At 65.2% G+C, this 20889-nt stretch carries 14 protein-coding genes; 12 read left to right on the top strand and 2 right to left on the bottom strand.

Translation table 11 applies throughout. From position 1 onward, the window contains the following. Positions 1-16: 16 nt before the first annotated feature. The 11 genes from dapB to C7453_RS03045 all read left to right on the top strand — a co-directional run bounded on the left by dapB (position 17) and on the right by C7453_RS03045 (position 18028). Entirely contained in the window at positions 17-787 is a 771-nt protein-coding gene (gene dapB / locus C7453_RS03095) for a 4-hydroxy-tetrahydrodipicolinate reductase (RefSeq protein ID WP_114725852.1), read from the top strand. A gap of 222 nt (positions 788-1009) precedes the next feature. Continuing rightward, positions 1010-1471, top strand: coding sequence for a hypothetical protein (locus C7453_RS03090; RefSeq protein WP_141289167.1), 462 nt, complete (start codon positions 1010-1012; stop codon positions 1469-1471). A 130-nt stretch (positions 1472-1601) separates the two neighbouring features. After that, positions 1602-2264 carry a helix-turn-helix domain-containing protein gene (locus tag C7453_RS19585; protein WP_147280860.1) on the top strand — a complete coding sequence of 221 codons (663 nt, stop codon included), beginning with the start codon at positions 1602-1604 and terminating at the stop codon, positions 2262-2264. 108 nt (positions 2265-2372) lie between these two features. Further along, positions 2373-2849, top strand: coding sequence for a GAF domain-containing protein (locus C7453_RS03080; RefSeq protein WP_211311011.1), 477 nt, complete (start codon positions 2373-2375; stop codon positions 2847-2849). A 24-nt stretch (positions 2850-2873) separates the two neighbouring features. Next, on the top strand, positions 2874-4961 hold the full coding sequence (locus C7453_RS03075; protein WP_114725846.1) for a hydantoinase/oxoprolinase family protein: 2088 nt from the start codon (positions 2874-2876) through the stop codon (positions 4959-4961). Then, positions 4958-6625: a hydantoinase B/oxoprolinase family protein gene (locus C7453_RS03070; RefSeq protein ID WP_114725844.1), complete on the top strand. Its 1668-nt coding sequence runs from the start codon at positions 4958-4960 to the stop codon at positions 6623-6625. The genes C7453_RS03075 and C7453_RS03070 overlap by 4 nt, the downstream gene beginning before the upstream one ends. Positions 6626-6728: 103 nt before the next feature. Beyond that, entirely contained in the window at positions 6729-7862 is a 1134-nt protein-coding gene (locus tag C7453_RS03065) for a M24 family metallopeptidase (RefSeq protein WP_170143095.1), read from the top strand. After that, on the top strand, positions 7852-9420 hold the full coding sequence (locus tag C7453_RS03060) for a hydantoinase B/oxoprolinase family protein (RefSeq protein WP_114725842.1): 1569 nt from the start codon (positions 7852-7854) through the stop codon (positions 9418-9420). Before C7453_RS03065 ends, C7453_RS03060 begins: the two co-directional genes overlap by 11 nt. Before the next feature lie 60 nt (positions 9421-9480). Next, positions 9481-11844 (top strand): TonB-dependent receptor, encoded by a 2364-nt coding sequence (locus C7453_RS03055; RefSeq protein ID WP_211311009.1) that lies wholly within the window; start codon positions 9481-9483, stop codon positions 11842-11844. 149 nt (positions 11845-11993) lie between these two features. Beyond that, positions 11994-13259, top strand: a complete 1266-nt coding sequence (locus tag C7453_RS03050) for a cytosine permease (RefSeq protein ID WP_170143094.1) — start codon at positions 11994-11996, stop codon at positions 13257-13259. Between the two features lie 80 nt (positions 13260-13339). Further along, positions 13340-18028, top strand: a complete 4689-nt coding sequence (locus C7453_RS03045; RefSeq protein WP_114725838.1) for an ATP-dependent helicase — start codon at positions 13340-13342, stop codon at positions 18026-18028. 309 nt (positions 18029-18337) lie between these two features. Here the strand turns inward: C7453_RS03045 and C7453_RS03040 are convergent, their stop codons facing one another. After that, a complete protein-coding gene (locus C7453_RS03040; RefSeq protein WP_114726116.1) occupies positions 18338-18898 on the bottom strand; it encodes a DUF4142 domain-containing protein in 561 nt (186 codons plus the stop codon). A gap of 483 nt (positions 18899-19381) precedes the next feature. Continuing rightward, positions 19382-19654 carry a con-10 family general stress protein gene (locus C7453_RS03035; RefSeq protein WP_114725836.1) on the bottom strand — a complete coding sequence of 91 codons (273 nt, stop codon included), beginning with the start codon at positions 19652-19654 and terminating at the stop codon, positions 19382-19384. An 804-nt stretch (positions 19655-20458) separates the two neighbouring features. Between C7453_RS03035 and C7453_RS03030 the strand changes: the two genes are divergently transcribed. Beyond that, complete coding sequence (locus C7453_RS03030; RefSeq protein ID WP_114725834.1) at positions 20459-20845, top strand: MAPEG family protein; 387 nt, start codon at positions 20459-20461, stop codon at positions 20843-20845. Positions 20846-20889: the final 44 nt, after the last annotated feature.

Genomic DNA, 20889 nt, shown 5'->3' with positions numbered 1-20889 from the left:
CATGCCGGAGCATGACATGACGACAGAGACGATCCGCATCGGCATCGCCGGCATCAACGGGCGCATGGGCCGCCTGCTGCGCGAAGAAGTCACGGCCGCCGGCGCCCTCCTCGCGGGCGGCACCAGCCGCGACCGGCAAACCGACGACCACCTGTTCGCCACGCTCGACGACCTGGCCCCGCGATGCGACGTGGTGATCGACTTCACTCATGCCGTCACCATCCAGGCCCATGCCGCCGCCCTGGCCAAAGCCGGCACCGGCTGGGTGCTGGGCACCACCGGCCTGTCGCAAGCGGACCAGGATGCCGTCGCCACCGCCGCCCGCTTAATCCCCGTGGTCCAGGCCGCCAATTACTCGCCCGGCGTCACCCTGGTCACCCGGCTGGCCCGACAGATGGCAGCAGTATTGCCGTCTTCGATCTACGATGCCGAAATCCTGGAAATGCACCACCGGCAGAAGGTCGATGCCCCGTCCGGCACGGCACTCGCCATCGGCCAGGCCGTCGCCGACGGGCGCAATATCGACCTGCCCAGCCATATGGAATCCGGCCGCACCGGCCATACCGGCCCCCGTCAGGCGGATGCGATCGGCTTCGCCGCCCTTCGCGGCGGCCAGATCGTGGGCGAACATACGATGCTCTTCACGTCCGCCAGCGAACAGATCGCCCTGACCCACCGCGCGTTCGACCGCCGCATCTACGCCACTGGCGCCATCCGCGCCGCACGATGGCTGCACGGCCGCCCACCCGGTCTTTACAGCATGGAAGACGTGCTGGGCCTTCGATAAGGCCCACAAAAGCTCGATCGGAACGCAAGCTCATATTATCCACCGCTTGGCATGATGCGCCAGCGAGAACAGATCTGGCCTCTACCCCGATCCGCTGCCATTTCGGGGCATCGGTCAGCGGCGTAAACCCGTCAGATCATGGCCGGAGCCTCATAAGCGGCCCTGATTGCCGCCCTGTTCTGGACACTGCCCTTTCCGTCCTGGCAGGCCCTGATTTCCGTCGTGTCCTCCACCCTCATGCTCAGTTACGCCTTCGCGCCGGTCCGCGCCGCCGCTCTGCGTCGCAACCATCCCGACATGGAGCGCCCGTTCCGCGTCAGAGGCTTTGCCCTGCTTTCTCCGCTCGCATTCGCCATCGCAACATTGGTTGTACTCTGGACAGACTGGCCGACCCTGCGATGGCTGCTGCCCATGCTGCTCGGACTCTCAACGATCATGCTGGCCTTGCGCTTCACACGCGATGAACGCGTCACCCTGCATCACGACCAGCGCCATGCTGGCTGGATCTTCGTCTATTTCACGGGCCGGTCTGTTCCCGCCACCGTCAGCCCGTTCGGTGGCCAACATCTTCTTTCCACCGCGTCGGCCGACCTGGCAACCATCCTGTTCGCCGTCGTGATCCATGAGTGGGCCGATCGCTGCCACCTCCCCTCACCAGCGCGCCATGACAGCAACACGCCATGAGAGAGAAGACCATTACCCGACTTTACCCCGCCTCACGGACAAAATTTCACCCCAGCTAAAATTCTGATTGACAGTTTGAAGGAATACTTCAATCGTATCTCGGAACGAACTGGGTATGGTAAGATTTGCGATGTCTCAACAGGGTTCACGCACCTCTCGACTAGCGCAGGCGGACGGCCTTGCCCCACTGGGGCAAAGGCTGCGTGCCGTGCGCCAGGAGCGTGGCCTGACCCTGAAAGATGTCGCCGGCGCAGCGGGTTTTTCCGTAGGCTTCATCTCGCAGGTTGAACGCGGCATCACCGTCCCGTCCCTGACATCCCTGCTGTCGATCGGCCAGGCTCTCGGCATCGACACCAACGATTTCTTTTCCAACTTCCGGCTGGAAAAGGATGCAGGCGAAGAACGTCATGAACGGTCGCTGGACCCATCGACCCATACGGCGGTCCGATACGAACGCCTGTCCGTTCCCTTCCAGGGAAATATCCTGCGCAGCGTGATCATCCATAAGCCGCCCGGCTTTCGCGATGCACCCGTCAGTCATGAGGGCGAGGAAATCTTCTTCGTGCTGGCCGGGGAAATCACCCTGGAAGTCGCCGGCCACCGCGCGATCCTTCGTGCGGGCGATTCAGCGCATTTCCAGTCGACGCACAAGCATTCGGTCTGGAACCATACCATGCAACCCGCCTCCGTCCTGCACACCTGCACGATGGATGTGTTCGCCGAGGATGGGCATGTCACGCCCGTCACCGATGTCGTGGCAATAACCCGCTCCCGAAAACGGAGCGATGCATAGTCATGGCACGCAAGTAACATCGCGACACTTTCCCAAAAAGGGACAGTGCGAAGGCTATATCAATAAACACACCGGCCGGATCATCATCCGACCGGCGAGGGATAGATCATGTCCGAACAACTGGACGATATCTTCATTCCAGCAATGCAGAACGGGTGCGAACAACCCGCCGGCATGTTTCATGCCCTGCACACGCTCGCGGACCAGGCGGTGGGGGTCAAGCTGTTCACCATCACGGCCTATGATCTGGAAAAGGGCGTTTCCGAGCGCCGCTATACCAACATGCCCGATGCCTATCCCGTATCGGGCACCAAGCCGCTCAGCCCGGGGAAATGGTCTACCATCGTCCTTGAACGGCACGAGACGTTCGTGGCCAACACGATTTCGGAAATCGCCGAAGTCTTCAACGACCACGCCCTGATTCATTCGCTCGGCTGCGCCTCGGTCATCAATGTTCCCGTCATCGTCGGCGGGCGGAATATCGGCAGCATCAACTGCCTGCACGAGGCCGGACATTACACGCCCTCGCGCGTTCAGGCCGCGCAGTTCCTCAAGATTCCAGGCGCAGTCTGCCTCTTGTCATAACAATCTCGGTCAGGAGATCGGATTATGTCACGGAAAACGATCCGCGTAACAACAGATGTCGGCGGAACATTCACAGATCTGGTCTGTTTCGAGACCGATCACGCCACAGGCGAGTCGCATGTCCTGACGGCCAAGTCGGATACGACGCCCCCGAACTTCGAGCAGGGGGTTCTGAACGTCATCGAAAAGGCCGGGATAACGGCCAGCACGATCGATTTTCTCGCCCACGGCACAACGGTGGTCATCAACGCACTGACCGAGCGCAAGGGCGCGAAGGTCGGCCTGATCAGCACCGAGGGCTTTCGAGACATCCTGGAAATCGCCCGAGGAAACCGACCCGATTTCTTCAACCTCAATTACCGCAAGCCGCCGCCGTTCGTGCCCCGCCACCTGCGCGCGGAACTGCCGGGCCGACTGTCCTACAAAGGCGAGGAATCCGCGCCCCTCGATATGGCCGGACTGCCCTCCATCATCGACATGTTTCGTGCCGAAGGCGTGCAGGCCATCGCGGTCTGCTTCCTGCACTCGTACACCAATCCATCGCACGAACAGGCCGTAACAGCCGAAATTCGTCGTCTGTGGCCAGAAGTTTCCGTCGTCGCCTCCCATCAGATCACCCGCGAATGGCGGGAGTATGAACGGACGAACACGACCGTCCTGTCGGCCTATGTCCAACCGGTGGCCGAACGCTACCTGTCGCGCCTGCGCAGCGGCCTGAACGATCGTGGCTTTGCCGGCAACCTTTTCATCATGCAGTCGAATTGCGGGGTCGATTCTGTCGACTCCACCGCAGCGACCCCGATCACGATGGTCGAGTCCGGCCCCGCCTCCGGCTTCTGGGGCGCCGCCGAACTGGGGCGCATGATCGGCGAACCGAACGTGCTGGCGCTCGATATCGGCGGCACCACGGCCAAATGCTCGCTGATCGAGAATGGCCAGGTCCGGATCATGACCGATTACTGGATCGAACGGGACCGGACCTCCGCCGGCTATCCGATCATGGTGCCGGTCGTCGACCTGGTAGAAATCGGCAACGGTGGCGGTTCCATCGCCTGGGTCGACGAATTCGCCAAACTCCATGTCGGCCCCAAATCAGCCGGGGCCAGCCCCGGTCCCGCCGCATACGGACGCGGCGGGACCGACGCGACGACGACCGATGCGAATCTCTGGCTGGGCCGCATCAACCGCGATTATTTCTGCGGCGGGTCGGTGAAGGCCGACATGGAAGCGGCCGAACGGGCACTGGAGGCGCTCGGCGCGAAGATCGGCATCTCCACCACCGACGTGGCGCGCGGCATCATCCGCATTGCCAATAACAACATGACCAATGCGCTGAAGCTGATTTCGCTGAACCGGGGTTTCGACCCGCGCGACTTCACACTGGTCGCCTTCGGCGGCGGCGGCGCGATGCACGCGGTCGCACTGGGCATGGAACTCGGCGTACGCAAGGTCGTGATTCCTGCCAGCGCGTCCGTGTTCTCGGCCTGGGGCATGATGATGTCCGACCTCCGGCACGATTATTTCGTGACACGCCTGATGGACATGGCGGAGGGTGCCGAAAGCGCGATCGCCACCCTGTTCGCCGAAATCGAGGCTGCCGCTACCAAACGCTTCGTCCAGGAAAGCGTGCCCGCGGAGAGCATCCGCTTCATCCGCTACGTCAAACTGCGTTACCAGAACCAGGAACATACAACCGAGGTGCCGATCCCCGCCGGAGACCTCGCCGCCAGACATCTGGCGGACATCCTGGCGGCCTTCCACCAGACCTACGAACGCGAATACACATACCGCCTGGATGCGCCCGTCGAGATGGTCGGCGTGCATCTGGTGGCCTCGGCCGCTGTCGGCAAGCTGAACATGAAGGAAAGGCCCTCCGGCCCGCCCGACGCCGACGGTGCCCTCAAGGGCCGGCGACAGGTGGATTACGCGCAGGACGGCCTGCACGAGGCGGCGATCTATAACGGCGACCGCCTGGCCCCCGGCATGCGTTTCCAGGGCCCCGCCATCGTCGAGGACAGCGGCACCACCATCGTAATCCATCCCGGCAACACGGTATCCGTCGACGGATACGGCAATCTTCATATCCTTCTCGTTTCCGGAGAAGCCGCATGAACGACAGCACGGGCCAGGTCAGCCACGACCCGATCACGCTGGAGATCATCCAGAACTCGCTCCAGGCCGTGGCGGACGAGATGTTCGCCACCATGCGCAAGACGGCGATGAGTTCGATCATCTATGAAGTTCTCGACATGGGAACGGGCATCCTGGACGCACGGGGCCGCATCGCCTCTTCGGGAGCGGGCATCCCCTCGTTCGTGGGCGTGCTGGACAAGGCCGTTCAGGTCCTGCTGGCCAAGTTCCCGCAGGAGACGATCCAGCCGGGCGACGTCTTCATCACCAACGACCCCTATTATGGCGGCGTGACCCACCTGAACGACCTGGTGGTCGCCATGCCGGTCTTCGCGGAAGGGCGCCTCATCGCCTGGACCGCGAACATCGCCCATAATTCCGATGTCGGCGGCATGGCACCCGGCTCCCTTTCGGTCCAGGCAACCGAAATCTTCCAGGAAGGTCTTCGCCTGCCCGCCATCCGCCTGATCGATGCCGGCGAGGCAAACGAGTCGGTCTTCGCGATCCTGCGCTGCAACTCGCGAATGCCCAATTTTCTGGAAGGCGACCTCTGGGCCGCCATCGCCGCCGTGCGGATCGGCGCCCGCCGCCTGACGGAACTGGCGACGAAATACGGCGTCGCGACGTTCGAAACAGCGATGGAAGGGTTCATGACCTTCGGCGAGAAGGTCACGCTCTCCACCCTCGCCTCCCTGCCCCACGGCACCTTCGAACTGGACGAGGAGCAGGATGACGGCCGCGTCTACAACGTGAAGGTCACGATCTCGCCCACCGAATTCGTCGTCGACCTGCGCAACAACCCCGATCAGGATATCGGACCCACCAATACCAGCCGCGACGGCGCCATGATCTGCGCGCAGATGATGCTCAAGGCGCTGTGCGACCCCCACTCCCCCGCCAATGACGGCACCTTCCGGCCGATCCGCCTGCTGACGCGCGAAGGCTCGGTCTTCCATGCGCGCGAACCTGCCGCGATCGGCTTTTATTTCGAAACCGAAGTGCGCGTCTTCGATCTCATCTGGCGCTGCCTGGCGCAACACATGCCCGAGCGTCTTGGGGCCGGGCATTTCGCCACGATCGGCGGTACGTTCATCGGCGGCATCCACCCCGATACGGGCCGGCAATACACCATCATCGAACCGCAGATCGGCGGCTGGGGCGGGCGCGAGGGCCATGACGGCAACAGCGCCCTGTTCTCTGGCTTTCACGGCGAAACCTACAATTGTCCCGCCGAGATTTCCGAGGCCCGCAACGGCCTGCATATCGGCCGGATGGCACTGCATACCGGGCCGGGCGGCGAGGGCCAGTGGTGCGGCGGGCGCGGCATCGTCATCGACTATGGCGTGCGCCAGGACAATTCCTTCCTGACGATCGGCTATACGCGCTCGCGCATCATGCCGTGGTCCCTCAAGGAGGGGCATGAGGGAACGGGCAACTATGCACTGATCCTGCGCCGCGACGGCACGCAGGAACGCCATGCCTTCGTCTCCGGCCTGCGCGTGGACAAAGGCGACGTGATCCGCATCGTCACCGGCACCGGTGGCGGCTATGGCAACCCGGCCCTGCGCGACCCCGCCCTGGTGGCACGGGACGTGAAGAACGGCCTGATCACCGCCGAACACGCGCAACGCATCTACACGACCTGACCACCGCCGGCACGCCGGCACCAGAAACCAACGATCTCCTTTTTCCTGCCAGTGTGAATGGACAGGTCCGGATGGCAGCCGGACGGCCGAAAGGTGGGTGACCATGCAAGATATTACGATAAAGCAACGACTTGCGCGCCTCAGGCGTCGCATGGCGGATGACGGCGTGGACCTGCTGGTCCTGGGTCCGGGCACCTATGTCGAATGGCTGCTTGGCTTCCATCCCTACCCGGACGAGCGCCTGTCGCTGCTGCTGGTCGGGCGGCAGCAGGCCATGTTCGTCATGCCGGCACTCAACGCAGCGGACACGCAGGCGCGCAGCGATCTTCCCCTCGCCACCTGGACCGATGCACAGGGACCGGCGCAGGCCCTGCAAACAGCCCTGGCAGCGACCTGCCCGCCCGACACTCCGCTCCGCGTCGGCCTCGACGAGGCCATGCGCACCGATTTCGCCCTGGCCGTGCTCGACCGGCTGCCAGGTGCAAACGTGGTGATGGCCCGCGATGTCGCCGGCGCGGTGCGAATGCTGAAGGACCAGGAGGAATACAGGCTCCTCAAGGAGAATGCAGCGATCGCCGACCGTGCCATGCTGCACGCCCTGGCAACCATGCGTCCGGGCATGACCGAGGCGGAAGTGGCCGAGGGCATAACCGGCGCCTTCGCCGCGGAAGGCGCGAAGGTCAAGTTCGCCATCGTTGCTACAGGCCCGAACGGTGCCCTGCCCCATCACCATACGGGCGCCGCCGTGCTGTCGCCGGGCGATGCCGTCGTCATCGATATCGGCGCTCGCCGCGACGGCTATTGCAGCGACATCACCCGCATGGCCGTGCTGGAGCACGAGCCGGAAGGCTACGCGGAGATCCACGCGATCGTGGAGGCCGCCGTGCAGGCAGCGCTGAAGGCCGCGCGCCCCGGCGCCACGGCATCCTCGGTCGACCGTGCCGCGCGCGGGGTGATCGAACAGGCGGGCTACGGGCCGTATTTCGTCCACCGCACCGGCCATGGCCTGGGCATGGAAGGGCACGAGGCTCCCTTCATCACCGAAACATCCGAAACAATTCTCGAAGCTGGCATGGTGTTTTCCATCGAGCCTGGAATCTATCTGCCAGGCCGTTTCGGCATCCGCCTGGAGGAAATCGTCTTCCTGCGCGATGACGGGCCGGAAATCCTCTCCGGCCTGCCTCGCACCCTTTCCGTGATCCCGCCCCACGGCCAGGACCAGACCGATGACCGCTGACACGATCACGCGTACCGTCATCCAGTCCGTCATCGCCTCCGCGGCCGAGGAGATGTTCGCCATCCTGAAGAAGACGGCAATGAGCCCCGTCATCTACGAGGTGCTGGATGTCGGCACCGGCATCACCGATGCCGACGGCAATCTTCTCAGTTCCGGCGCAGGCATTCCCACCTTCGTCGGTGTCCTGGACAAGAGCGTGAAATGGATTCTGTCCGTCCATCCGCGCGACAGCCTGCGCGAAGGCGACATGTTCGTGACGAACGACCCCTATCACGGTGGCGTCACGCATCTGAACGACGTCGTCGTGGCGCTGCCGGTGTTCGCCGACGGGCAGTTGATCGCCTGGACCGCCTCCATCGCCCACTGGAACGATATCGGCGGCCTGGTCATCGGGTCCATGTCGACCGACGCGACCGAGATCTTCCAGGAAGGTCTGCGCCTTCCCGCCGTGCGCCTGTGCGCGGCAGGAAGGCAGTTGGATGCGGTGTTCGACATCATCGCGGCCAACAGCCGCCTGCCCGATTTCGTCCGGGGCGACCTGTGGGCCCAGATCGCCGCGTCCCGCCTGGCCGCGCGCAGGCTGGTCGACATGGTCGGCCAGTATGGGCAGGCGGCCTACCGCGACGCCGTCGACCATCTGTTCGCGGAAGGGGAAGCCCGCGTCCGGTCCGGCCTGGCCGCACTTCCCCACGGCACGTTCTCGCTGACCGAGACCCGCGATGACGGCACCCCGTGGTCGGTCACCGTCACGATCACCGCCGAGCAGATGACCGTCGACCTGCGCGATGCACCAGACCAGCGCGCGGCCCCGTACAACACCACGCGCGATGGCGCGGTCATCGCCGCGCAGATGATCCTGAAAGCCCTGGCCGACCCGACGCCCGCCGCCAACGCGGGCTCGTTCCGGCCGCTGGAGGTCCTCACGCGACCCGGCACGATCTTCCACGCGGAGGGCACCGCCCCGCATGGCTATTATTTCGAGATCCGGATCGGGCTGTACGACCTGCTGTGGCACTGCATCGCGCAGGCGATGCCCGATCGCCTGCCCGCGGGTCATTTCAGTTCGATCTGCGGCACCGTCGTCGCCGGACTCCACCCGGATACCGGCCGGCGTTTCACAATGGTGGAACCGCAGATGGGAGGATGGGGAGCGACCGCGGAACGGGAAGGCGAAACCGCGCTCTATTCCGCATGCCATGGCGAGACATTCAACTGTCCCGCCGAAATTGTCGAAAGCCGCTACGGCCTCGACGTCCTCTACCGCCGTCTGAACCCGGCCCCGGCATCCACCGGACGGCATCCCGGCGGCCAGGGGCTGTCGATGTGCTACGGCGTCCGGGCAAAAGCCATCCTGTCGGCAGGCTATAGCCGAACGCGCCAGCCGGCATGGGGAGCGGCCGGCGGGGGGCCGGGCGGCACGAACCGCCTCGCCATCACACACGCCGACGGCCGCACGGAAAACCACGCCTTCGTGTCCGGCCTGTCGCTCCAGCCCGGCGACAGGATCGAAATCGGCACGGCGAACGGCGGGGCATGGGGAGCCGGCGCGGACGGCTGACCGCGCCAGGAAACAACAACACACCGCATCACGACATCACGCGGATATCAGGTGGAAATCATGAGAAAGCACATATCGAAAAAGCAGGTCATTCTGGCGTCCGTCTTCTCGCTGGGGCTGATGCCCGCGGGCGTGGAAAACGCATTCGCCGCGGTCGACACCGCCAGCGATCCCCCGACCAAGCGACAGGGGCAGACCGGCAAGCCTGCCGCTACTTCGACGGCAAAGGCGAAGGCAGACAGCACCCAGGCCGCCGTGGCCGCACCCGTGGCGGCACCGGCACAGCCGGCCGCCCCGCAGTCCGAAGCCATCGTCGTCACCGGCCTGTCGCGCCAGCAGAAACTGCAATCCGCCCCCGTTTCCGCCACCGTCTTCACGGCGGCCAACATCAAGGATGCGCATATTCAAGGTGTGAGCGACTTCATCGCCCTGACCCCGAACGTCTCCATCACCCAGGCGCAGCAGGCCGGCGTGTCCTTCATCACCATTCGCGGCATCACCCAGGTCCGCAACGGCCAGAGTCCGGTCGCGGTGATCGTGGACGGCGTGCAGCAGATGGATTCTCGCCAGTTCACGCAGGATCTCTACGATGTCGGCCAGATCGAGGTGCTGCGCGGCCCACAGGGTGACCTGTGGGGACGCAACGCCATCGGCGGTGCCATCGTCATCAATACGCGCCAACCGACGAACACGTTCTACGCCCATGCCGACGCCCAGTTCGGCAATGGCGCCGATTACCGGGGAAAGATTTCCTTCGCCGGCCCGATCGTGAAGGACCGCCTGTTTTATGACGTCAATTTCAGCGAACACTCCTTCGGAGGCCTGCTGGAAAACGTCTACCTGAACAAGACCGTCGATCGCTCCAACGAATATACCGGCCGCGGCCACATCAAAGCCGTCATCACCGACAACCTGACCGCCGACTTCCGTGTCGGCTTCGACGAAACCCAGGGCGGCGCAAACAACTATCACTACCAGTCCGCAAAATACGACCCGAGCCGCCCGTGCTTCCTGGACCCGACGAACCCGTTCGGCGGCCCCGCACCGGATGCGAACAGGGTCAGCCGCACCTTCTGCGCGAACAACCGGGGCTACAACCAGCGCGACATCCGCAATGCGTCGTTCCGCCTGGTCTATACGCAGCCCTTCGCGACCTTCTCCAACACGCTGGGCTGGGTAAAGATCAACGAATATATCGGCACGGACCAGTTCCCCTACACCGCCACGCACGGTTCGGGCTATGACGGCACGCAGACCCAGTGGGCCCAGAATACCTCGTGGGAAGACGAATTCCGCGTCACGTCACGCTCCGATCGCCGTTTCCGCTGGATGGGCGGCGGCTATTTCCTCGACACACGCGACTATCTGGCTTCCACCACCGGGGCGGACACGGGCAACGGCATCGCCCGTGTCAGCACCTCGCCGCTTTACGGATACGCGCCCAACCAGACGCTGACCTATTTCGGCAACTCGGACCACAACCAGGACTTCGCGCTGTTCGGCCATCTGTCCTATGATATCCTCAAGAACCTGACAGCGGAATTCGGCTACCGGTACGATTGGAATTCTCTGAACCAGTACGTGAATCCGGAAAGCAGCGGCGGCGTGCCCGCCGGCTGCACCATGTCGGGCGGGTCCTGCCGGCGCACGCGCTGGTTCAAGCAGGGGCAGCCCAAGGGCACGCTGACCTATCACGTCAACCCGAACCTGACCTTCTTCGTCGATTACGGCATCGGTTTCCGCAGCGGGCAGTTCAACCAGAACGGCACGGCGGAAGCGGCGAACCTGCCGGGCGTCTACAATACCGTAAAGCCCGAGGTGGCGAACACGGTCGAAGCCGGCTTCAAGAGCCAGTGGTTCCATAATCGCCTGACTCTGAACGGCTCCTTCTTCGACACGCGCGACCGCAACTCGTTCTACTTCCTGTTCGTCGGCTCGGTCGGCGCGCAGATCCTCGTCAACATCAACAAGATCCACCTGACGGGCGGCGAACTGGAGGCGAAATACTCCATCCTTCCCGGCCTGGATGTGTTCGCCAACGGCGGCTACACCCACAGCTCGATCACCAAATACACGTTCGACCGCGCCGACCAGGGTAACTGGGCACCCTATATTCCCGAATTCACCGCCAATATCGGCGTGCAGTACCACCATGCCTTCAACCGCTGGCTCGGCTTCTTCGGCCGCTTCGACGTCGAGGCCAAGGGCAAGCAATATTGGGATCCGGAAAACGCAACACCGCGCAGCGCCTTCAATCTCTATAACCTGCAGGTCGGCGTCGAAAGCCCCAACCGGAAATGGTCCGCCACCTTCTACGTCAACAACCTGACCGACACCCGCTACAACGCCGAGTACGTCTCCGGCGGCTTCGCCCAGCCGGCCGAGCCCCGCATGCTGGGGGGCGAGATCCAGTACACCTACTGATCGTCCACGGGGAGCCGTGCGGCCTCACCGCACGGCTCCCCGGCTTTCGATGCTGTCTGGCAAGTCACCCGCCTGTGCTCCCACGCGCATTTTCCAAGCCTGGCAGGCCGACCTTTCAAACAGCCTCTTTCTTCATGCAGGAGATGCGCATGCACGCGACGCACGACGAACATACCGCCAACGCCGTGCCCGAGGCCGAACGCGGCTCGGCATGGCGGATCTTCTTCATCGTCGCGGGTACGCAATGCGGCCTGCCCGGCTTCGTCCTCTCCGCGCGCATCCTCTCGGCCCTCGGCCTTCATGACGGCATCGCCGCGATCATCGCCAGCGCCCTGATGACGGCGCTTCTGGCCGCCTTCACCTCCTGGCTCGGCGCCGCCACGGGCATGAGCCTCTCCCTTCTGAGCACACGCATCTTCGGCCCTTACGGCGCCGTCATTGTCCGAACGGTCATCGGCGTCTCGCTGGTCGGATGGTTCGGGGCCACGATCGGGCTGCTGGGCAGCACGGCGGCACCCGCACTCAGCGAGCAGTTCCATCTGCACATCTCCCCGCATCTGGTCTCGACCCTCGCCGGCATCGGCATCGTCATCGGCACCTGCATGGGAGCGCGTGGTCTCGAACGGATAGGCCAGATCGTCATTCCCGTCGTGGCACTCGGGCTGATCGCCGGCATCGCGCGAACATGGCATGCCCTGCCGGCCGCGGCCCTGCACGGCGGCACCCACGCCCTGACCTTCGGAGGGGCCGTCTCGGCGATGATCGGCTCCTACGTCGTCGGCATCATCATCCAGCCCGATTACAGCCGCTTCGTGCGGTCGCCGAATGCCGCCGCCGGCGCCGTCGTGGCCGCGCTGGCACTGGCCTATCCGGTCATCATGATCGCATCGGGCATCCCCTCCCTGGCTCTGGGGCGGCCCGACCTCGTCTCCGCCCTCGTCGCGCTGGGTTTCGGCATCCCCGCGCTGCTGGTGCTGGTTCTCAGCGCGTGGATCGACGCCTCGGCCTGCCTGTATTCGGGCAGCCTCGCCCTGGCAAACCTGCTCCAGGGCCGCCGCCTGTGGCCCTATGTGCTCGGCAGCGGCATCGTCGGCGGCATTCTGGAGCTTGGGGGCCTGACCGATGCCTATGTGCGCTTCCTGCTCCTGCTCGGCATCGTCCTGCCCCCGATCGCCGCCATCCTGATCGTGGACACCCTGATCGGCCTCCCGGCCAATGCCGGCCGGCCGGCGGCGGGCAGGCAGCATGCCGCGATCCTGGCCTGGATATGCGGCGGCATCGCCGGCGCCCTGTCCGAATTCGGCATGACGAGCCTGACGACTATTCCCACCTTCGACGGGCTCCTGGTCTCGGCCTGCATCATGACGGTCGCCAGCCTGTACGGGCGTCTCACCCCATCCGATCCAGCCATCTGACCACCGGCATCCCGCCCTCTTGGACGTCCGGAGGACAAAGGCCTATCGTCGGCAGGCAGACGAAACCGCACCACGGAATAATGCCGCCAACCATCCCTCCGACCACCGACCCGCTGGCCGGGTTCACCCAGGCGACCCGCGCCTGGTTCACCGCCGCGTTCGCGTCGCCCACGCCGGTACAGGCGGCCGCCTGGGCCGCCATCGGTGCCGGCGAGAACGCACTGGTCATCGCGCCCACCGGCTCCGGCAAGACCCTGGCCGCCTTCCTGCATGCGATCGACCGCCTGTTCCGCGAGCGCGAGGCAGACACCACCGCCACGCCGCCTGACGCAAAACCGGCCACACGCATCCTCTACATTTCACCCATCAAGGCGCTCGGCGCCGACGTGCAGCGCAACCTCCGCCTCCCACTGCACGGCGTCGAGGCGGAACGGACGCAGCGCGGCGATCCGCCCGTCACCCTTACGGTCGGCATGCGCACCGGCGACACACCGGCGACCGAACGCGCCGCCCTGCTACGCCGCCCGCCCGACATCCTCATTACCACTCCGGAATCGCTTTATCTGATGCTCACGTCGAAGGCGCGCGAGACGTTACGGGGCGTGCAGGCGGTCATCCTCGACGAAGTCCACGCCGTGGCCGCCACCAAGCGCGGCGCGCATCTGGCCCTGAGCCTGGAACGCCTGGACGGCCTGCTGCCCACACCCGCACAGCGGATCGGCCTGTCCGCGACCGTACGCCCGGCCGACCGGGTGGCGCAATTTCTCGGGGGCGCCCGCCCGGTCACCATCGTCAATCCCCCCGCCAGCCGCCGGCTCGACCTCACGATCGTGGTGCCGGTCGAAGACATGAGCAACCTCGCGGCCACCGGCCAACCCGGTGACGGGGACCGCAGCACACGGGCAGGTTCCATCTGGCCACATGTCGAGGCCAGCATCCTCGAAAGGGTCCTGGGCCAGAGCGCAACGATCGTCTTCACCAATTCACGCGGCCTGGCCGAAAAGCTCACGGCCCGCCTCAACGAACTCTACGCCGAACGCTTCACGCAAGACGCGCCCGATACCGGGTCCCCCGTCCATTACGCCTCGGTCACCGGCAGCACCGAAAAGCGCGCAACGGGCGCGCCGCCGCTGATCGCGCGCTCGCATCACGGCTCGGTCTCCAAGGAACAGCGCCGCGAGATCGAAACCGCCCTCAAATCCGGCGACCTGCGCTGCGTCGTCGCGACATCGAGCCTGGAACTGGGCATCGACATGGGGCTGGTCGATCTGGTGATCCAGGTCGCCGCCCCGCCCTCGGTGGCCAGCGGCCTGCAACGGGTCGGCCGCGCCGGGCACCAGGTCGGCGGCGCCTCGGCGGGACTGGTCTACCCCCGCACCCGACGCGATCTGGTCGATGCCACGGTCACGGTCGCCTCCATGCGCGCCGGCCGCATCGAGGCGATCGACCCACCACGCAACCCGCTCGATATCCTGGCCCAGCAGACGGTGGCCGCCGTTGCCGTCGCGCCGCTCCAGGTCGAGAACTGGTACGCAACGGTGCGCCGCGCGGCCCCGTTCGCCACCCTCCCCCGCAGCGCGTTCGATGCCACGTTGGACATGCTGGCCGGCCGCTACCCCTCCGACGACTTCGCCAATTTCCGCCCACGCCTGGTCTGGAACCGCGAAACCGATCTCCTGACCCCACGGCCCGGCGCCCTGCAACTCGCCGTCACCAGCGGCGGCACCATCCCCGACCGGGGCAGCTTCACCGTCGTCCTGCCCGAAGGCGAGGAACGCGCCGGCTCGCGCCGCGTCGGCGAACTCGACGAGGAAATGGTCTACGAATCCCGGGTCAACGACATCATCACCCTGGGCACCACCTCCTGGCGCATCGAGCAGATCACCAACGACCAGGTCATCGTAACACCCGCACCCGGCCGCTCTGCCCGCCTGCCCTTCTGGCATGGCGACGGCCTACGGCGCCCCGCCGAACTGGGCGAAGCGATCGGCACCTTCCTGGCCACGCTCGACGCCGAGGCGCGCGACAAGGCCGAAGACCGCCTGCGGGCATCGGGGCTCGACACGAACGCCACCACCAACCTCATGGCGCTGATCGACGCCCAGCGCACCGCAACCGGAATCCTGCCGACCGACCGCGCCCTGGTGGTCGAACGCTGCCGCGACGAATCCGGCGACTGGCGGGTCATCCTGCACTCGCCCTACGGCCGCCGCGTGCACGACCCATGGGCACTGGCCATCGCGGCGCGGGTGCGCCGTCGGTTCGGCATCGACCCGTCGGTGGTGGCCAGCGACGACGGCATCGTCGCCCGCCTGCCCGACACCGCCGGGCAGATGCCGGGCGCGGAACTCTTCCTCTTCGACCCGGAAAAACTCCGTGGCATCGTCACCGACGCCGTGGGCGGCTCGGCCCTGTTCGCCGCCCGCTTCCGCGAATGCGCCGCCCGCGCGCTGCTGCTGCCCCGCCGCGCCCCCGGTCACCGTTCCCCCCTGTGGCAACAGCGGCTGCGCGCCGGCCAGTTGCTGGAAATCGTGCGCGACCATCCCGATTTCCCGATCCTGATCGAAACCGCTCGCGAATGCCTGCGCGACGTCTACGACCTCGCCGCCCTCGACAGTCTGGCCCGCCGCCTCGCCGACGGCGCGGTCCGGATCGTCGAGGTCACGACCGAGATCCCCTCGCCTTTCGCGGCCGATCTGCTGTTCGGCTACGTCGCGGAATTCATGTATGCGACCGACGCCCCGATCGCCGAACGCCGCGCCTCGGTCCTGTCGCTGGATAGCGGCCTGCTGGCCGACCTTCTCGGCGAAGTCGATCTCGGCACCCTGCTCGATCCCACGGTCACGCAGCAGGTCGAACAGGAATTGCAGCGCCTGACCCCATCCTACCGCGCAAAGGGTCCGGAAGGCGTGGCCGACCTGCTGCGCGAACTCGGCCCATTATCGGCGCAGGAGGTCGCGCAACGCCTCGCGGAAGGCAACGCCGAAACCAGCCTTGCCACCCTTGCCGCCGACCACCGAATCATCGCCATAACGATCGCCGGCCAGTCACGCTGGGCCGCCATCGAGGACGCCGCCCGCCTGCGCGACGCGCTGGGGGTCACCCTCCCGCCCAACCTGCCCGACATCTTCCTCGCGCCCCCCGCCGATCCACTCCGCGACCTGATCGGCCGCCATGCCCGCACCCATGGCCCCTTCACGACGCACGCGCTCGCCCTCCGGTTCGGCCTCGGCGTCTCGGTCGCCGACGCGGCGCTGGACCGGCTGCGCGACCAGGGCAAGCTGCTCAAGGGCAATTTCGGCGTCGAACGCCGGCTGGAAGCACAGGACGAAACCCCACCGCCCCCCAACCCGCTGGCAACCCATGAGTGGGTCGCCGATGACGTGTTCAAGCGCCTGCGCCTGCGCGCCTTGCAGGCCGCGCGCGCGGCGACCCGCCCGGCGGGGCAGGATGCCTATACCCGCCTGCTGCTGGAACGCCACGTCCTGGTCGCCGAACCCGGCGGCCTGGGCCGGCTCGCGGGCATCGACGGCGTCGCCAGGGTCATCGAGCAACTGGCCGGCGTCCCCCTGCCGGCCGCGTTGTGGGAGAACCAGATCCTGCGCGCCCGCATCGCCGACTACACCCCGGCGATGCTGGACGAACTGCTCAGCCACGGCACCGTCCTGTGGTGCGGCCATGCCACTCCCGGCAATGAGGACGGGCTGGTGTCCCTGCACCCAAGCGATTTCGCCGCCGAAACCTTGCCGCCTCCACCGGATGCCGACCGCATGGCGGCTCTCTCGCCGCTCCAGCGCGCCATCCTCGCCATTCTCGCCGATGGCGGCGCCTATTTCGCCCGCCAACTCGCCACGCTGGCCCCCGCCCGGCTGGCGGCGGAACCGGACAGCGACTGGGACAGCAACCCGATCCTGACGGCCTCCGAACTCGATACGGCGTTATGGGACCTCGCCTGGACCGGCCACGTCACCACCGATAGCTGGTCGCCACTGCGCGCCCGTTCCGGCGCCCGCGCGACCCACCGCCCCCGCCCGGTCCAGCGATCGCGGCGTCACCGGGGCCTGCACGGCGCTGCCTTCGCCCGCCCATCGGGCGACCCCACCCTGTCGGGCCGCTGGTCGCTGCTCCCCCGCGAAGCCGTCACCGACACCGCCCGGGCACTGGCCCTGGCCGAGGGCCTTCTGGACCGCTACGGCATCGTCACCCGCGGCGCCACCATCGCGGAAGCGGTGCCCGGCGGCTTCCCCGCCCTCCAGCCGATTTTCCGCAGTATGGAAGACGCCGGCCAGATCCTGCGCGGCCGCTTCGTCGAAGGGCTGGGCGCCACGCAGTTCGCCGAACGCGCAACCATCGACCGCCTGCGCACACATGCCGAGCGCCCCACCACCGCTCCGCTCGCCATCGCACTTTCGGCAGCCGACCCCGCCAATCCGTTCGGCACCGCCCTGCCCTGGCCGCCGCACCCGTCCACAACCCGTCCGACGCGCCGCCCCGGCGCCTTCGTCGTCATCGCGGACGATCGCCTGGCCTTCTACCTCACCCAGGGCGGCCGCACCCTGCTGACCTATCTCGATCCGGACGACCCCGCCCACACGGACCGGGTCACCACCGCCCTGTCCGCCCTCGCCGCCGCGCTGAAACGCGAAAAGCACCTCATGTTCACGCTTGAGATGGTCAATGACCACCCCGTGCAGACAACGTGCCTCGACGCCGCCCTGCGCGCCCACGGCTTCTCGATGATGCCGAAAGGCCTCGGCTGGCATCAGTAACGCGGCACATTCCAAGCCCGATCTCAGGCCCAAACAGGCGCTGCTATCGACACAGAGAGGAATGCAATGCGCATCGAGAGGTTGCGGGTGAAGATCGTTCGATATCGGGATGCACCACATCAGGCTCGCCGGCAAACAATCGAGCAATGGCGGAACAGAATGCGGGCGGATCGTCCGGCCGGCGGAGTGTGACCAGCTTGCGGTCCCCCACCACCGCCCCATCCACCCGGACCGCACCTGCATTCCCGAAACAGGATGACCTGATAACGATCCTTTCATTCAATAACACCATAAATCACACACATCCCGTCAGTCGTGCATGATCGGCAATGCCTGCGCCATGCGCAGATGCTCCTTCAACGTCGGCAGCGCATGCGTGGCAAAATTGCGCAGCGCCTGATCCTCCTTGCCTTCTGCGTATCGCGTGAACAACGACACCGCATCCTCGTGCGCCGCAATCTGCTGGGTCCGATACTGCCGATCGAAGCCAAGCCCCTTGAGATTGCGCAACTGATTCAGCTTCGTCTCATGCGCGTCATCCAGCGCGGTCGGCGGCGCATCGATCGCCCCACGCCCGGCAATCGCCGCCTTGAGCTCCGTGGTTGTTGCCTGATGATCCTTCAGCATCCGTTGGGCGAAAGCGCGCACCTTCGCATCCGTGCTCTGGTCCAGCGCCAGCTTCGCGGACTCGATCTCGAACATGTCGCTCAATGCCACCATCCGCACGAAATCGGCGGTGGAAGGGCTGACGCCGATCAGGGAATTGATCCCGGACCGCTCGCTAACCGATTGCGCACGCAGCCCGCCACCACCCGAAAGCGCGACGAGGATCACCGCCCCGGCCGCAACCGGGAAAGCGCGATTTGTCATGAACATGACGAATTCCTTCAACTGAATGGATCAGTTTTCTACCCTGCCCGACAGCCAGACCGCAGACGAGTGCTCCACAGCACGCCCCTGCCGCTTATGACGCGCCGAAAAGCGTAGCGTCACGCGAAAGCCCCAAAGCGCCAGACATAAGCCGGTTTTCAAAAATCCTCTACACCAGTGTGTGAGAATCCGTTCTCACCCTGCCTTGCCCGTCAAAGGTTTGGGAAGGTTCCCTCTCCCGGCACATTCTCAAACGGTTCTCCATGAATTTTCCTTTCAGGAAAAACAGAAAGACACCGCGTGCCGGAAAATGTCAGAAACCCGGCCGACGTCATCCGCCAGCCGGGTTTCCTAAAACCGAGTGTCCGAAAAGCGCTCCAAACCCGGCTACGATCGGGCACGCCCCCTGTCGTCAGCCGCGCCCCCCCTTCCGGCACACTCCATCAAGCGCCGTCCTCTACCGGACAGAGTCCCCACCCCGCTTCATGCACCCTTATGGGAATGGGACGCATGGCCCCCCTTGCGGCCGGCCTCCGCCGCCTTCTCGGGATCATCGGCAAAATTGCCCGCTTTATGCTCGGCGCCACCGGCACTATGCCCGACATTGCCATGGCTATGCTGGCCACCCTTGCGCCCGGCCTCGGCTGCCTTTTCTCGATCCTGAGTAAAATGGCCAGGATTATGGCTCCCGCCACTGCTGCCACCTTTATCCGCCGCGCGCACGAGGAATGAATGATATTTTTCCAGTGAAATCATGGCATGCTCCTGCTGTCCAAGGTCGAGCCATGCATCGCGCTGCACATCCCGGACGACACGGCCCACACCCGATTGAATACACCTCTACGAGAGGAGTTTCAAAATTTTCTTTTTTAGAAATGATTTTTTGAAAACAAATCCAGATGACGAACTCCACTGATATTACAGAGACATTCGTCCCCCGCTCCACCATCACAGACTCGTGAAGCCCCCAGCAACATGCTGGGACTCCATGCCGATCGCCCATTCATCCATTTTATTCCAATATTTTTTAAATTTCCGCCCTTTCGGAAAAGATCGCCCTTTCCCACCGTTTCCCTCCTGAGGTGCAGAGCCATCTGATACCCGATGCAATGGAGGATTCTATGGCACATTTCACGAAATATGCTTTTATTATAACGGGCCTCACATGTTCCATGATGTCGCCCGCATCGGCGCAAGGCGCCCACCCCCCACCTCCCCCGTCTTCTTCCCATGCGCACGAAGAGAAATGCATGAACGAGAAAGATCGGAGCAAGACGGGGCCATGTCCCCTCAAGGACCCGAGCAACAGAAAGATCCCCGGCGTCACCACCCGCTCCCCGCCCCCACCGGAAAGGCCGGGCAGACCGCCGCCGCCGATCAAGCCGGACAATCCCTCACCCTAACCCGCAAGACCTCTCCGCCACGCATCGGAGCGCACCTGATGAAGGGTCCCGCCCCGATGCACCGACAGGGCTCATTTTTTCCGGTCCGAACTTGCGCCGACCGTCCGTGTTGCGCCCGGTGCCCGTTCTTCCTTCTGATGCAAGAGGCAGGCCCATCATGACGTCGGAACTCTGGGCCCTCCTATGCTCCGCCATCCTCTGCCTCGCCCTGCCCGCGCTCTACGGGCCGCTCCATGCCCGCCAGACCGGACAGGCCGCCCTGATCGGCAATCGCGAAGACATCCCCGAACCAACGGGTGCCGCGGGGCGCGGCCTGCGCGCGCACCGCAACTTGGTGGAGAACCTGCTTCCCTTCGCCATTGTCGTGCTCACCGCACGTTTCGCGAGCATTTCCAACGTCATGACCGTGCTGGGCGCCTGGCTGTTCCTGGGAGCACGAGTGGTGCATGCCGGATGCTACATCACCGGCGTTACCGGCATCCGTACGCTGGCATGGCTGACAGGCGTGGCCGGAACCTTACTGATCATCATCCAGATATTCTGAGAACCGGCCAGAGAACACGCACGGACGGCATGCCCCCCCCCCCC

This window comes from Gluconacetobacter liquefaciens, from assembly GCF_003350405.1.
In the GTDB taxonomy this organism is placed as follows: Bacteria; Pseudomonadota; Alphaproteobacteria; order Acetobacterales; family Acetobacteraceae; genus Gluconacetobacter; species Gluconacetobacter liquefaciens.
This window is presented reverse-complemented; position numbering and strand designations above follow the sequence as displayed.